12 protein-coding genes are annotated in these 15292 nt (G+C 68.1%); 7 read left to right on the top strand and 5 right to left on the bottom strand.

The features are described from left to right. Positions 1-141: 141 nt before the first annotated feature. On the bottom strand, positions 142-1053 hold the full coding sequence (locus OG963_RS10040) for a hypothetical protein (RefSeq protein WP_093931038.1): 912 nt from the start codon (positions 1051-1053) through the stop codon (positions 142-144). A gap of 280 nt (positions 1054-1333) precedes the next feature. Between OG963_RS10040 and OG963_RS10035 the strand changes: the two genes are divergently transcribed. Both OG963_RS10035 and OG963_RS10030 read left to right on the top strand, forming a co-directional pair. Continuing rightward, complete coding sequence (locus OG963_RS10035; protein ID WP_093931037.1) at positions 1334-2785, top strand: FG-GAP-like repeat-containing protein; 1452 nt, start codon at positions 1334-1336, stop codon at positions 2783-2785. A 592-nt stretch (positions 2786-3377) separates the two neighbouring features. Next, positions 3378-4703 carry an epoxide hydrolase family protein gene (locus OG963_RS10030; protein WP_371798779.1) on the top strand — a complete coding sequence of 442 codons (1326 nt, stop codon included), beginning with the start codon at positions 3378-3380 and terminating at the stop codon, positions 4701-4703. A 52-nt stretch (positions 4704-4755) separates the two neighbouring features. Here the strand turns inward: OG963_RS10030 and OG963_RS10025 are convergent, their stop codons facing one another. Next, complete coding sequence (locus OG963_RS10025; RefSeq protein WP_256223967.1) at positions 4756-5412, bottom strand: trans-aconitate 2-methyltransferase; 657 nt, start codon at positions 5410-5412, stop codon at positions 4756-4758. 232 nt (positions 5413-5644) lie between these two features. Then, entirely contained in the window at positions 5645-6115 is a 471-nt protein-coding gene (locus OG963_RS10020; protein WP_371800279.1) for an ATP-binding protein, read from the bottom strand. Between the two features lie 166 nt (positions 6116-6281). Between OG963_RS10020 and OG963_RS10015 the strand changes: the two genes are divergently transcribed. Both OG963_RS10015 and OG963_RS10010 read left to right on the top strand, forming a co-directional pair. After that, a complete protein-coding gene (locus tag OG963_RS10015; protein WP_362273647.1) occupies positions 6282-7136 on the top strand; it encodes a helix-turn-helix transcriptional regulator in 855 nt (284 codons plus the stop codon). Further along, positions 7133-7345 (top strand): DUF397 domain-containing protein, encoded by a 213-nt coding sequence (locus tag OG963_RS10010; RefSeq protein ID WP_362273649.1) that lies wholly within the window; start codon positions 7133-7135, stop codon positions 7343-7345. Before OG963_RS10015 ends, OG963_RS10010 begins: the two co-directional genes overlap by 4 nt. Positions 7346-7589: 244 nt before the next feature. Here OG963_RS10010 and OG963_RS10005 read toward each other — a convergent pair whose 3' ends face one another. Then, on the bottom strand, positions 7590-10262 hold the full coding sequence (locus OG963_RS10005) for a TIM-barrel domain-containing protein (protein WP_371798778.1): 2673 nt from the start codon (positions 10260-10262) through the stop codon (positions 7590-7592). A 270-nt stretch (positions 10263-10532) separates the two neighbouring features. Here OG963_RS10005 and OG963_RS10000 point away from each other — a divergent pair, with 270 nt between their 5' ends. From OG963_RS10000 to OG963_RS09990, 3 genes are all read left to right on the top strand, one after another. After that, positions 10533-11831 carry a cytochrome P450 gene (locus tag OG963_RS10000; protein WP_371798777.1) on the top strand — a complete coding sequence of 433 codons (1299 nt, stop codon included), beginning with the start codon at positions 10533-10535 and terminating at the stop codon, positions 11829-11831. Further along, entirely contained in the window at positions 11828-13081 is a 1254-nt protein-coding gene (locus OG963_RS09995; RefSeq protein WP_371126485.1) for a cytochrome P450, read from the top strand. The genes OG963_RS10000 and OG963_RS09995 overlap by 4 nt, the downstream gene beginning before the upstream one ends. Positions 13082-13405: 324 nt before the next feature. Further along, complete coding sequence (locus OG963_RS09990; RefSeq protein WP_319740886.1) at positions 13406-13555, top strand: hypothetical protein; 150 nt, start codon at positions 13406-13408, stop codon at positions 13553-13555. 186 nt (positions 13556-13741) lie between these two features. Here OG963_RS09990 and OG963_RS09985 read toward each other — a convergent pair whose 3' ends face one another. Beyond that, positions 13742-15214, bottom strand: a complete 1473-nt coding sequence (locus OG963_RS09985; RefSeq protein ID WP_371798776.1) for a hypothetical protein — start codon at positions 15212-15214, stop codon at positions 13742-13744. Positions 15215-15292: the final 78 nt, after the last annotated feature.

Here is a 15292-nt window from a genome sequence, read left to right as displayed (position 1 = left end):
GCCCGCCCTCAGACCTCGTCGGACAGAAGCTCCGACGCCCTGCGGGAGGTGAGCGGCCGCGTCGACCGGAAGCGCCGGAACGCGGCTGTCGGCGGCACACCGCTCCCGTGCCTTCCGGGAAGGCGCGCAGCGCCGAAGTCCCTACCGCATAGTCGAGTTGTCCGGGCTGATCAGGGGAGCGTGGCTCTCCACGAAAACCTTCAATGCGCCCTGGTGCTCCTCGGCGTGCGCCGTGGCCGTGCCGCCCAGCTCCCGCACCCGCTGCATCGTGTGGTCGAAGAAGTCACGCGAGGACGGCATCAGTTCGGCCAGTCGGATGTCCTCGTAGCAGGCGGCGAGGCTGTTCCCGTCGGCGCGGAGAGTGATGGCGAACGACTTCTCCTCGGTACGACGGACAAGTTCTTCACGGGCGCCCGGATTCCACGGGGCCCAGTGGCCGACGAACGGCAGGATCCTGTCTGGCCGGCGCTGCCGTGAGTAGGCGACGACGACCGCCTGGAGGTCCTCCCACCACGGCAGCATCAACCGGGGCGGGGCGGCCCAGTACACCGTGCCGTTCGTGTCCTGCACACGAAGGGAGTCGGAGCCCAACTCGTCCGCCTCGTCCTCGAGCTGCTCCTCGAAGGGGGCGGTGAGCTCGATGAAGGCGTGGCAGCACACGGGGTGATCGGAAACGGACACCAGGCCGCGAAGCGGACCTCCCAGTGACACCAGGTTCCGGTCGTACATGTAGCCGAGGTGCCGTTCGATGTCCGTCCCTGCGTGCTCCGGGGGTGCGGCCACGCTGATGGCGTTCGGGTTGTAGGTGTTGTCGGGGCGCAGGACGATCTGCACCTTTACCGGCAGGACTGTTTCATCCCCCGGTCGTGAACCCCTGGTGCTCACCGTTCCGCGCTTCTCGGCGGCGGACAGTTCGCGCTGGACGAAGCGCTGATAAGTGTCGACCGTGTCGTCCCAGAGCCCGACACCGAGCGCGAACTTCGATTCCCCCGCCGGGATCACGAGGTTTCCCGTCCTGGGGTCGAGTGCGAGCGAGCCGAGTTCCTTGCCCACCGGTGCTCCCTATTTGTATGAGGCGTGTCCTTGCCCGCCCGGAGTTGTCTCGCGAACGGTAGGAAAAGGGTATGAGCCCGCCCTTGCCGCTCGTACGCGAGGTCGTCGCACGAGCTCACTCCTTGGCGGGCCGAGCGCAGAGGCAAGGGCCTGGACAGCGGCCGACCGCCCGGACACGACCTGCGCCGGGCGCGTACTGTCCCGCGCCGGCACAACCCTCGGCGCCCTCCGGATGTCCCACAGGTGAACTACGGACCTCGGACACCCTTGGAGCCCCCCCGTGCGCACACGGATACGGACGTACGCCGCAGCAGCCACCGTCGTTGCTGCGGCCACCGCCGGGCTGAACCTCCCGGCCTCGGCTGCCGCTCCCTCGCGGACCGTCGGCGACTTCAACGCCGACGGGTACGCGGACCTCGCCGTCGGAGTACCGGACGGCGCCGTCAGCGGCAAGGCGAGGGCCGGTTACGTCAACATCGTCTGGGGCGGCCCGAAGGGAATCGGAGCCTACGGAAGCATCCGCATCAGCCAGGCCACCGCCGAGGTCCCCGGCACCCCCGAGCCGGGTGACCGCTTCGGTGCCTCCGTGGCACTGGTGGACACCAGCGGGGACGGCGTCGCGGAACTCCTCGTCGGCGCCCCCGGCGAAGACGTCACCGGTCGCGGCACGGACGCGGGCTCGGTCACCGCGGTGGGCGGCGCCAAGGGCGGTCCGGGCCCGGGCTCCGTGGTCCTCAACGGCCCGTCGGCGTCGGCGGCCTTCGGCCTCGCGGTCGCCTCGGCCGACCTGACCGGCGACGGCAGCAGGGACATCGTGGTCGGTGGCAAGGACAAGGTCGTCCTGCGCACCGCCGACGGCATCTACACCACCGTCCTCACCGCCCCGATGGGCGGCCGCTCCCCCGTCCTCACCAGTGGTGACTTCACCGGGGACGGCACGGCGGACCTGGCCGTCGGGTACTGGACGAACACCCCGTTCACCCAGTCGCACGTACGTCTGTGGGCCTGGGACGCGACCGAGCAAGCCATGGCCAACACCTGGAACACCGACAACGCCGGGGTCTCCGCCCTCGCCGCGGGCGACTTCGACGGTGACGGCCACGACGATCTGGCGCTCGGCGAGTGCCGGGAGATCGCCGACGAGAACGTGGACGACCCGTGCGGCCCCGAGGAGATGGCAAAGGGCGGTGCCATCCACGTCCACTACGGCAACACCACACCCGGCAGCTTCGGGTCCCGCGAGCAGACCCTCGACCAGGACACGGTCGGCGTTGCGGGCGTCGCGGAGGCCGGTGACCGTTTCGGCGCCGCTCTCGCCGTCGCCGACATCGACAACGACGGCCGCGACGACCTGATTGCCGGTGCCCCCGGCGAGGCGATCGGTACCCGCGCGGGTGCGGGCGCCGCGACCCTCCTGTTCGGCGGCCCGACCGGCCTCGTCGACGCGTGGGGCGAGGGCCACTCCGTCGGGTTCCAGCAGGACACCCCGCGCGTGCCGGGTGCCGCGGAAGCCGCCGACGCCTTCGGTACCGCCGTCGCGACCGGCGACTACGACCACGACGGCAGGGCGGACGTGGCGGTCGGCTCCCCGGGTGAGAACGTCGGTTCGGGTGGTGTGTGGCTGCTGCCCCGGGCGAGCGTCAACGGCTCCTTCGCCTTCACACCTGCCAAGCTGGGCCTGCCCTCCCCGTCGAGCGCGCTCGCGTACGGCAGGTATCTCAGCGGTCGGTGACGGCCCCCGAAGCTGCCGAAGGCCGGCCGCGGGTTGACCGACGGCCCTGCCACGAACCGTGGTGGCACACGCGCCCGGAGAACCTGGAAGATCGCGCAGATTCGGACGGGACCGCTCACCCGGCGTGTAGGAGTTCATACCTGCCATCGACACTCGGCCCGAGCCCCGAGCGCGCACGTGGACGCCCGGAGTGATGCCCTGGCGGCCCGAGGACCTGGCACACTGCGGGCGAATCGGCCACGGGTGATGCGGCGTTCGGCGCAGTTGCTGCGCCGAACGCGTGGGTGCCGGTCGATGCGATCGGCGTGCCGTGGCGGGTGATGGAGACGCACGGCGAGTCGGTCCACAGTTCGCCCGCGACTGCCAGGACGCGCTGTCCCGCTCCGAGTTGCGAGGTCACATGAGGGTGAATAACGTGACATTCGGTCGCAATGCCCAGAATGTGAACACCGGCATCTCGATGCCCCCTGTTTCCGACTCGAACCCGGGTTGAATATTTCCCCGGGCCGCCGGGGTTGCGTGCCGGATTTCGACTGCCGACGACGAGGAAACCGGTCGCCCGAAAATGCGGAAATGGCCTGAGGAGACATTCATGCCCGAGACGTCCCGATGGCTCTCGCGACGAAAGCTTCTATTCGCTTCGGCCGCTGCGACGACGGCGGCAACCGCGGGAGCCTTCAGCCGGCTGCCCGAGAAGCCGGTCGGTGTGAACGGGAGCGAGAGCGTCGAGAGCATCCGGCCATTCCGCGTCGATGTTCCGGAGTCGGATCTCGCTGATCTCCGTCGGCGGATCATTGCGACGCGATGGCCAGACCGGGAGACCGTCCGGGATCAGTCGCAGGGCGTCCAGTTGGCGACCATCAAAGAACTGGCTCGCTATTGGGGTGCGGACTACAGTTGGCGGAGGATCGAGGCAAGGTTGAATTCCTTGCCGCAGTTCCTGACCAAGATCGACGGACTCGACATTCATTTCATTCACGTTCGCTCCCGTCATGCGAACGCGCTGCCGTTGATCTTGACTCACGGCTGGCCGGGATCCATTCTGGAATTCCTCAAGGTGATCGACCCGCTCACGAATCCCACCGCGCATGGCGGGCGTGCGGAGGATGCCTTCCATCTCGTCATACCGTCGATGCCGGGCTACGGATTCTCCCAAAGGCCGACGAGCGTCGGGTGGGGTCCCGACCGTATCGCGCGCGCCTGGGCCGTGCTGATGGAGCGTCTGGGATACACGCACTATGTTTCCCAGGGCGGCGACTGGGGGGCGGTGATCTCGGACAAGATGGCGATACAGCGACCCGCGGGCCTGCTCGGCATCCACGTCAATTTTCCGGCCACGGTGCCCGCGGACATCGCGAAGAAACTCACTTGCGGAGACCCGGCCCCGGCCGGCCTGTCCGCCGATGAGAAGCGGGCCTACAACAAGCTTGCTGCTTTTTACAAGACGGGATCGGGCTACTCCGCCATGATGGTCACCCGTCCCCAGACCGTGGGATACGGGTTGTCGGACTCGCCGGTCGGACTGGCCGCCTGGATGTACGACAAATTCGCCGCCTGGACGTACAGCAACGGTCATCCCGAGCGTGTGCTCAGCAAGGACGAGATGCTCGACGACATCACGCTCTACTGGGTCACGAACACCGCCGTTTCTTCCGCCCGTCTCTACTGGGAGAACAACGCCAACAATTTCAACGCCGTTTCGGTTTCCATCCCGGCCGCCGTCACGGTATTCCCCGGCGAGATCTACCAGGCACCGCTGAGCTGGACGAAGCGTAGCTACCACAACCTCATCTACTTCAACAAGGTCCACAACGGCGGTCACTTCGCGGCGTGGGAAGTGCCGGACATCTTCACCAGCGAACTGAGGTCCGCATTCAGGTCACTACGCCCCGATGCACAGAGGTCGGTCGGGAAGTGACCTTCTGGTCGGATTCGATCCAGTGGGTCGGTGGGTGCGGACAGTCGGCCGATCAGCGACCGGCGTCGGTCGGTGGTTCCGCAGTGCCGATGAAGTTCCCGGCCATGGATCGGATACGGACCGACCAGCCCAGTGCTGTGAGGTGGTCCGTGAGGGTCCGGGCATCGTGGAACACCTTCACGATGCGGTACCGGCTGCCGTCATCGAGCCGGCGCAGCGCCGTGGGGGTCGGCTGGTTCGTGAGGACCTCCTCGTATGCGGCTGCGGCGGGGCCGTCGTCGATGAAGATTGCTTTGCCGCCGGGCGCGAGCGCGGCAGCGACGGTTTTCCAGAAGTCGGGCAGCCGCGTCGGCGGGACATGGGAGAGCCAGAAGGCGAAGAACACGGTGTCGTAGCGTCGCGATGGCTGCCACTCGAACAGGTCGGCCTGGAGGAACTGGACGGTCGGGGAGGCGGTACGTGCACGAGCGAGGGCCAATACTTCGGCTGCCGCGTCGACAGCCGTCACCGAACGTGCCCGCGCGGCGAGCAGACTGGTCCACTGGCCCGTTCCACAGGCCAGCTCCAGCACATCCCCGGCAATCGGGAGCTCATCGACGACAGCCAGTAACCTCTGCAGGTCTTCGTACTCCGCATAGGGCTGGTCGTATTCGGCAGCACCGGCCCTGTAGTAGGCCATCTGTTCCGTCAGGAGAGCGTCGTCATCCAATGCAGGTTCCTCGCATCCCGGTTCGGCCAGAGGTAAGCGCTCAGCTCGTCGGCTTGGTCACCCCCAGACACTGTCGGCCTTCCCCTTCGGGCAAGGTCAAGAATCATGGGGGCCTCCGTTTGTGGAGCTCCGCACATGGGTGCTCCCGGGGATCCGGTGCGAATCGCCCGGCCGGATCGTGTCGATCACCTGACGGTGAGAGGGCAGCGGGGGCAGGGGTCGGGATGAGCGACTACGACAGGCCCAGGTCGGGGTCCAGAACGGCCCACACCGTCTTGCCGGGCCCGTCGATGCTCGGATACCAACCCCAGCGGTCGGTGAGTGCGGCCACCAGGAGGAGGCCGCGACGTCCGTCCAGGTCTCTGGACGGGTCGGCCAGGGCCGGGACGCTCTCGCCGCGTGAGTCGGTGACCTCCACGCGCAGGCTCGCACCCTCGGCCGACAGGCGGAGGCGGAAGTCGCGGCCGGGTACGCGCCCGTGGCGTACGGCGTTCGCGCTGAGCTCCGCCACGATCAGAGTCAGCACGTCGTGGGCGTCGCTTCCGTAAGGGATTCCCCAGGCTTCGAGGCGTTCCCCGGCCAGGCGTCGGGCGAGACGGGCGCCGCGTGGGGTGGAACTGAAGCACATCGTGAAGTGACGCCAGGGGAAGAGGGGTTGGCTGGTGCGGGTGAGACGTGCGGGGAGTGGCTGCTTGCTCGTCATGCCTTCATGGTGACGCTCGGTGGCGTAGCGTGACCAGCGGTGACGCGCCGTCGGGTGTCGGTTGTACGCGACGGCGTGCGGTGTGTACGAGGCGCGCCGCGTGACGAAGTTCGGGGCGCGGCGTTGGGCCGGTGAGGTGGTGGGGCCGATGGACTCTTCGGAGCCGATGGACAAGGGCGAGCAGGGTGTACGGGATGGTGCCGGGACCCGGCCGGAGGACGAACCGGGATCGGGCGTGGTGACCGCGTTCGGCAGACAGCTGAAGCTGCTGCGGATTCGAGCGGGGCTGGAGCGGCCCGAGTTCGGGGAGCGCGTGGGGTACGCCGGACAGTCGGTCGCGTCCTTCGAGCAGGGGCGGCGTATCCCGCCGCCGAGGTTCATCGACCGGGCGGACGAGGTGCTGGATGCCGGGGGCGTCCTCAAGGCGTTGAAGGAGGAGATCGGGCGGGCGCAGTACCCCGCCTTCTTCCGGGATATGGCGCGCTTGGAGGCGGAGGCGGTCGAGCTGTGTGTGTACGACACCCACGTTGTCAACGGGTTGTTGCAGACCGAGGAGTACACGCGTGCGTTGCTCGCGATGCGTCGCCCTCTGCTGGATGAGGAGACGATCGAGCTGCGAGTGGCGGCACGCCTCGCCCGACAAGAGATCTTCAACCGCTGGCCCGCGCCACTGCTGAGCTTCGTTCTCGAAGAGTCAGTTGTGCGTAGGTGCCTTGGTGGGAAGGCGGTGCTGCGAGGTCAGCTCGAACAGCTGCTTCTCATCGGCAGGAAGCGCAATGTGGAGATTCAGGTCATGCCGCTCGACCGTGAGGACAACGCGGGAGTGGACGGCCCATTCACCGTCATCACGCGCAAGGGTGGCGAGCAGCTCACGTACATGGAGGTCCAAGGCCGAAGCAGTCTGTTGACGGATCGCGAAGAGGTCCGTCTCGCCGCTGCGCGCTATGGGATCATCCGGTCCCAGGCTCTCACTCCGCGAGAGACCCTGGGATACATCGAGAAGTTGCTGGGAGAGCTATGAACACCGCAGAGACCCCGGGTGCCGTTCAGGAACTCACCTGGTTCAGGAGCAGTTACAGCGGTGCCGAGGGCGGTCAGTGCGTGGAGGTCGCCAACGCCCCCGGAGCCGTACACATCCGGGACTCGAAGGTCGCCGCCGGACCGGTCCTGACCGTCTCTCCTCACGCGTGGGCCGGGTTCGTCGGATTGGCCGCCGACCGGTCGGTCTGAGCAGGGCGCAACCTCGTGGGACCTGCCGCGCACCGCCGCGTCGGGTCCCACGCGTATGTCTGGCCCGAGCCATCAGGCTGGGTCGTCCCCTTCCTCATTACGGATGACGGCCGAGTATCCGCCACGCGGTGCGGAAGGCGCCGCGGTTCAGGGCGGACTGGAGGCCCTTGTCGGGCCGATTCACGCTGCGCGTCGTTGACACGCGTCAGGGGCTGTCCGAAGACAACCCCTGACCTCGTGCTCGCTACTTGCGCAGTTCGACCGTGAAGCCGCGCCCCGTGGAGACCGACGGCGTCTTGATCTCCGTGATCCCGGTCGCGGGGTCCGTGTACCAGCCCGACGCGGCCGAGGCGAGGGCCGTTGCGGAGGTCAGCCGCTGGAGGCGGCTGCCGTTCAGGACCACCTGCGACGGTGCGTCCTTGCCGTGCACGGTGAATCGGTACGCCCGGGTGGCAGGCTTGCCCTCGTAACTCCCCACACTCGCACCGACCTCGATGGTGGTGCTCGCCTTTCCGTGGGTGGGTGCCTGCACGCGTACCTGTTGCGTCGCCGAGGCGCCCTCGGTGAACTTCCGGGTCACGCCGTCGTCCTCGTACAGGGTGTACGTGCTCGTGCCCTGGGGGTACAGGTCGTAGTCCAGCTCGTGCCGGTCCCGGGTCTGCCAGGACGTCGTGCCCTTCGGCCACATCGGCACGATGGAGCCGCCCTTGACGAACAGGGGCAGGGTGTCGATGGGCGCGTGGTAGCCGTTGACCGTGGTCGGGCCCTGGTATGTCTTCCCCGTCCAGTAGTCGGTCCAGGTGCCCTTGGGCAGGTAGATGCCGTTGCGGGTGTCGGAGTCCTCGTAGACCGGGGCCACCAGGAAGTCGGAGCCCGCCAGGTACTCGTACTTGGCGTTCGCGCCCAGGGTCTCGGGGTCGTCCGGGTACTCCAGCCACAGCGGGCGCACCGAGCCCACGCCGGTCTTCGTGGCCTCGGCGGACAGGGTGTAGAGGTACGGCAGCAGCCGCTCCCGCAGCTGGAGGTACTTGCGGTTGATGGAGGTGTACGGCTCGCCGTCCACCCAGGGCTGCTGGTTGATCTTCTGCTTGGTCGTCAGGTCCGTCGCCCAGCCGTCCATCGTCATCAGGGCCGGGAGGAACGACTTGGCCTGCAGATCGCGGGCGTACATCTTGGCGTCGTGGCGGTAGATGCTGCCGACGTCACCGGTGTTGTACGCGATGCCGGACATGGTGGCGCCGGCGTAGGTGGGAATCTGCCAGCGCACGAAGTCCCAGGACAGCGACTGGTCGCCGCTCCACAGGACGCCGCAGCGCTGCGCGCCTGCCCAGGAGACGGGCAGCCAGACGAAGCCGCGGGCGTCGCTGTTGTCCTCGATGCCGGCCTTGGCGTCGTCGCAGGCGTCCAGCGCCATGCCGTACCCCTGACCGACCCAGGCGACGTCGAGCTTGGCGACCCGCTGCCCCGCCTTCACCTGGTCGGCGAGCTGGTCGAGGCCGTTCTGGGTCCAGAGTCCCAGCTGGGCGTTGTGGTCCTGGAGGCCCTTGGCGGTCTCCGGCAGGTTCTCGTAGCCGCAGCCGTAGCCGTCGTTGACGAGCATCCAGCCCAGCGGAATCTGGTTCTGCGTATAGCCGTCGGCGACCTTCAGGGCGTCCAGGGTGTGGCGCTCGCCCTGGTTGGCGTTGTGCAGGTAGCAGTCGGCGTCACCCGGTTCGAGGCCGTACACCGGCGGCATGAACGGCTTGCCGACCAGGGAGGTGTACTTGCCGATCACCTTCTTCGCGTCACCGATGAAGTAGTACGCGTCGAGGCGCCGTTCCTGCTGGCCGGTCTGGACCGGGGAGCCGAAGTGGTAGACGCCGGGCGCGAAGGTGTTGCGGTAGACGCCGTAGCCCGCACTGGAGAGGTAGAAGGGCTGGGAGTTGTTGTAGCCCCCTTCGTTCCAGTTGGTGTTGTTGGCCACGTAGACCGTCTTGTCGCGGTGCGAGAAGCTGCCGTTCTGTTCGCCACCGCCGAAGAACTGCTCGTCCGCGCCGCGCTCCAGGCTCTGCCGCATACCGCCGGTGGACCAGCGCAGGGGCTTGTCCTCCTGCCAGATACGGGTGCGGTTGTCGGCCTTGTAGAGGCCGAAGCGCAGTGGCTTCTTGTAGACACGCAGGACGGCGTCGGGGGAGCGGATGCCGTAGTAGTCGCCCTTGTCGAAGGTGCTGGTGTGTTTCTGCACCGTGGGCTGCTTGCGGATGATCGCCGAGCCGGCCGGGTCGGTGAACTCACCCGAGGGGGATGCCTGGAGGCGGAGTTGGCCATCCGTGAGGAAGTCTGCCTTTGCCTTGAGCTCTCCGGCTTCGATGGAGTAGCTGCCGTGCCCCCCGCTGAAGGAGGTCAGGTTTCCCGAGTCGGTGGTCTCCGGCAGATAGGCCTTACCCGTGAACGAGTTGTCGGTGACGTCGTACGGCACGACGATCACGTGGTACGTACCGTCGGCCCGGGGGATCACCGTGGCCTCGGGGTCGGCCGTGCCCGCGCTGGAGGCGACCTGCTTGCCGGCGGAGTCGTAGATGTACATGTCGAAGTCCTCGGCGGGCTTCTGCCACTCGATGGAGATCGGCACACCACCCTCCGGGTTGTCGTCCCAGTAGCCGTCGGGGGTCGACACGGTGAGGTCGAAGCGGTCGCAGACCTTGTTGTCCGGGTCCTCGGCGGCCGGCGGACAGTCGTCGGGGCCGCCGACCGTTCCCTTGGGATAGACGGGGCTCTGCCACGTCACGCTTCCGTGGGCGTCATCGAGCACGGCACTCGCGGGGGTCGCCGCGTGGGCGGGTTCGGCGGGGGCGCCGAGCAGAGCGGCGGCCAGAGCGGCGGCGAGTCCTGCCGCGGCCAAGGCCGGGCGGCGGGCTCGTTGGTGAAGTCTTCGCACGGGATACATCCCTTCGAAACAAGCACTGGATGTTTGCAAATGCTCGAACATGCGTCAGATCGCGCAACTTCTCGCGCGAGGATTCACCATTACGCAGGTGCATGTCAACGGGTGGTTGCAGGGTCCGGAGCAACTCGGAGGGTGTTGTGATCAGAGTTGTGGAGAGAGTGATCGCGATTGGCATCGAAGTTTCACTCCGCATCCCTATAGTGGTGCCGCGTTGATCGTGGGTACGCAACGCGAGTCGCCGCCACCGAAGGAGTCAGCTCGATGACGCGCCCCTCAACCACCGAACCCACGCCCGCGGAACCACGGGGCGCCGGCTGCCCCGTTCGGCACGGCGCGGGCGCAGTGCCCCTCAGCGGCCCCGAGTTCCATACCGAGCCCCAGACCCTCTACCGCACCGTGCGGCGCGAACACGGTCCCGTCGTGCCCGTCGAGCTGCCCGGCGGGTTCCCCGCCTGGCTGGTGATCGGCTACCGGGAACTCCACCAGGTCACCAGCGACGGCGAGTTGTTCCCCCGGGACGTCGGCCTCTGGAACCAGTGGCCGCACATTCCCGACGACTGGCCACTGCTCCCGATGGTCGGGCGCCCGATGCCCTCGATCTACTTCACCGCGGGCGCCGAGCACCGCCGCCACGCCGAAATGGTGGGCGCCGCCCTGGAGGGCGCGGACCCGTTCGAAATCCGGCGCCACTGCGAGGAGTTGGCGGACCGGCTCATCGACGGCATCTGCACACGCGGCACCGCCGATCTGGTCGCGGACTTCGCCGAGCCGCTGCCCGTGCTGGTCCTCGCCCGACTCGTCGGCTTCCCCGACGCGGAAGGGGCGGACATCGCCCGGGTGCTGAAGGACCTGGCCGACGGCGGGCCCGACGCGCAGAGCGCGTATGCGAGGTTCGGCGAACACATGCAGCGGCTGGTCGCGGCCAAGCGGGCGGCGCCCGGGGACGACGTGACCTCTCGGATGCTTACGTACCACGAGCCGTTCACCGAGGAGGAGTTCGCCCTCGACCTGATGGCCATCACGGCCGCCGGGCACCTGACCACCGCCGACTGGATCAGCAACTCCCTGCGGCTGATGCTCACCGACGAGCAGTTCGCCGACTCCCTCTCCGGCGGCCGGCACAGTGTCGCCGAAGCGATGAACGAGGTTCTCTGGGAGGAGAGCCCGACCCAGATCCTGGCCGGTCGCTGGGCGGCCCGGGACACCCGGCTCGCCGGCCGGTCGATCCGGGCCGGGGACATGCTGCTGCTCGGCCTGGGCGCGGCCAACTCCGATCCGCATGTGCGGCAGCATCTCTCCACCGGCCACCCGTCCGGCCAGGGCGGCAACAGTTCACATCTGGCGTTCAGTTACGGCGAGTACCGCTGCCCGTTCCCCGCCCAGGAGATCGCCGAGACCATCGCCCGTACCGGAATCGAGGTGCTCCTCGACCGGCTGCCCGATCTCGCCCTGGCGGTTGCCGCGCAGACACTCGTCCGGCGGCGGTCCGCCTTTCTGCGCGGGATGGAATCGCTGCCCGTCCGGTTCAGCCCCGTACGTACGACAGGAGACTTCTCTTGAACTGCCCTCACGCCGCTGCCCACGAGGCAGCCTCGGCCGGCGCGACCGTGGTCATCGACCCCATGGTCCAGGACCTGGACGGTGAGACGGCGCGGCTGCGCGATGTCGGACCGCTCGCCAGGATCGAGCTGCTCGGTGTGCCGGCCTGGACCGTCACCCGGCATGCCGAGGCCCGTCAACTGCTGGTCGACCCGCGCCTGGTGAAGGACATCGAGGCGTGGGGGCTCTGGCAGAGCGGAGCGGTGACGCACGCCTGGCCGCTGATCGGCATGATCGATGCCGGGCGCTCCATGTTCACCGTGGACGGCGAGGAGCACCGGCGGCTGCGCACCAAGACCTCCCAGGCGATCACACCGCGCCGGCTCGAAGCGATACGGCCGAACATCGAGAAGTTCACCGAGGAGCTGCTGGACGCTCTGGCCGAACAGGGCAAGGACGGCGTGGTCGACCTCAAGTCCGTGTTCGCGCAGCCGCTGCCGATGCGGGTGGTCGGCATGCTCATGGGCGTCGAAGAGTCCGAGCACGCCATGCTGACGAAGAAGTACAAGGCTTTCTTCTCCATGCTCACCCCGCACGAGGAACGGATGGCCCTGCTCGCCGAGCTGGACGTCTTCTACGCCGGACTCGTCCGCGAGAAGACCGCTCGGCCGACGGACGATCTCACCAGTGCGCTCATCCTTGCCGAGGAGGGTGGGGACCCGCTCACCGAGGAAGAGGTGGTCGGCAATCTCAAGGCCATGGTGGCGGCGGGGCACGAGACCACCATCGGGCTGATCCTCAATGCGGTACGGGCCCTGCTCGCCCATCCCGACCAGCTGCGCCTGGTTCTCGACGGCGAGATCCCGTGGGAGACGGTGATCGAGGAGACGCTGCGCTGGGACACCCCCACCACGCATCTGCTGATGCGGTTCGCCACGGAGGACATTCAGGTCGGCGACGACGTGATCGCCAAGGGGGAGGGTGTCGTCATCTCCTACCGGGTCATCGGCCGTGACATCGAGCAGCACGGACCGGATGCCGATGCCTTCGACATCACCCGGCCGACTCCGATCCGCCACATGACCTTCGGTCACGGCCCGCACATCTGCCCGGGAGCGGCACTCTCGCGGGTGGAGGCCGGGGTCGCTCTGCCTGCGCTGTTCGGGCGCTTTCCCGGGCTGCGGCTTGCCGTGCCGGACGAGGAGATCCGCAAGCTGCCGGTGATGACGCAGAACGACATGGAGGCCTTCCCGGTTCTGCTGAACGGATGAGTCACGACGGGGGCCGCGGTGTCGAGCGGCCCCCGTACCGGGCCGGTCGGCTCGCGACCGTGGCCGCGGCTCAGGGAGACCGAATGAGTCGCGCCGCTGCCTCGCGGGTCTGCTTGGATCCGAACCGGGCGACGTCAACTCCCCAGTCGTGGAGGGTAGATGGACGGGCTTCGGTGAGACATCCCGTGAGTTCCCCTGAGCGCTAGAGGGAGTCCGGCCTGCTGGCCGGGGGTTTCGGGTCCGCATCCTGACTTCCACCGATTCAACCGGGCCGGGTGGAGCCACCCACTGCTGGTCGGTGCCATCGACCTCGACGGCTGCCCGGTGCTCGGTCTCGTCTGGGACCCCGGGGACCACTCCGTACGGCACCACGGTGAGCGGGCATACGGTCAGGTCTACCCTGCCACTCTTGAAGCCCGCGCCGGCGAAGCGGTACTGCGCTGGACCATCCCGCCGTACGACCCTGACCGGTGAACCGCACCCAGGCAGGAAGAGCGCCGGAAGAATCCGGTTGAGCTGGATCGTTCAGCCAGGCGCACGGTCTCATCGTTTCCGCGATGGTCGAGCTGCGGCTGTCTCAGCGCCACATCCTGCACCGGGACTCAGCCCGTGATCCGAAAGATTCGGACAGTCGGGGGACCTGACCCAAGGATTTGACGGCTACAGGCCTGCCCGGGTCAGCAGCCACTCCATGCGCTCGACGGGAAGGAACGGCGAGGCCCCGGCGGACTCCGCGACGCGCTCCGAGGAGTCGGTGAGGAGTCGGAACAGGGAAGGGAGCGGGAGATTGCGGTGGGGCGCGACCGCGCGGCGGACACGGTCATCGGGGTCGGAGGCCAGCTTCTCGGCGAGTTCCGAGGGTAGATCCGGATCGCGGGGCGCGAAGGAGCGGAGCCGGGGCTCACGGTCCGTGGCGAAGCGGCGCAGGACGTCTGAAGCGAATGTCAAGACCTCCCTTTCGTCCCACCAGAATGTGAACTTGTCCCGCGGGCGGTAGCGGCGCTCGATGCTCTCCGCGGTCGCCGGATCAACCAGGTGCGGGGCGGTGCGCGCCATGGTGAGGCGAACCATCTCCTCCTCGTCGTCGAGCAGCCGGGCCACCGCGTTGGCGGGAACGGCCTTGCTGGCTGCCGCCGAGACGCGGAAGCTGACATACGGCGAGTCGATGTGCGGCAGCGGATCGGCCGTAACCCAGTCCAGGCGCAGGATCCGCAACTCCATAGGTGCGGCGACGCCTTGATACCACTGCAGGACTGTTTCGTCGTCGGCGTCGGGGCCCGGGTCGGCCATCGAACGAGCAATTTCATGGACCGAGGCGTGGATCTGGGCCCGCACGTGTTCCGGCGTGTCAGGCCGGGCGAAGACCTGCACCCGCACGCTCAAGGCCGGATCGACGGCAAGGACCTCGCGGACCGATGGCGGCAGATCGGGATGCCGGGCGAGCTCAGCGCGTACCTCGCTGTCCGGATCCTCGGCGAGCCGCTGGACGGTGTTCGCGTCGAGAACGGCGTGAATCACCGCGCCCGCCCGGGTCACGGGGTCCGCCAGCAGTGCCGGCAGCAGGTCCGCGGGCGGTATCGGGTGCGGCCGATGCGCGAAGTAGGTCGAACAGGCTGCGGCGCGGACCTTGGCCTCGGGATCGGTCAGCAGGATCCGGCGGACCGCTTCGGGCGCTTGTGTCCAGCGCTCGGCCAGCGTGGCGCGGATCGCGGGGTCGGAGTCGGTGGCGAGGCGGGCCCGGAGGTCGGGCGGCGTGTGATGGCCCTGGGCCAGGTATCGGCGGACCTGTGGATCGGGATCGTCGATGAGCTGTTCCAGCATCTCCCTCGGTGCCGTCGCGGCGTGGACAACGAGCGCGGACCGAACCGCCTTGTCCCGGTGGGTGGCCAGACGGATGCGAAACCGGTCCGGCAGTCGGTCGTTGAGAGCCAGGCTGTGCAGGAGCCAGTGGTCGTCGATCGCGATGATCTCGGCGAGCATGTCCTCGGTAAGGTCCGGACGGCTCGCCACCTTTCCCCCACCTCGCCGCCATGCGAACAGTCGCCGGACCATGGGAGCCGGCAAGGCGGAGTTCATCGCCAACCCGTCCATCACCCTGTCGAGGTGGACCGGTGTCAGGGCTTCAGCGTCCATGCGGCCAGGATGCCAGGCGGGCTTCGATGCGACACTGCCAAGCGGCTGATGATGCAGACCGAGCAGGTCCTGGCCCAG

The organism is Streptomyces sp. NBC_01707 (assembly GCF_041438805.1).
Taxonomy (GTDB): Bacteria; Actinomycetota; Actinomycetes; order Streptomycetales; family Streptomycetaceae; genus Streptomyces.
This window is presented reverse-complemented; position numbering and strand designations above follow the sequence as displayed.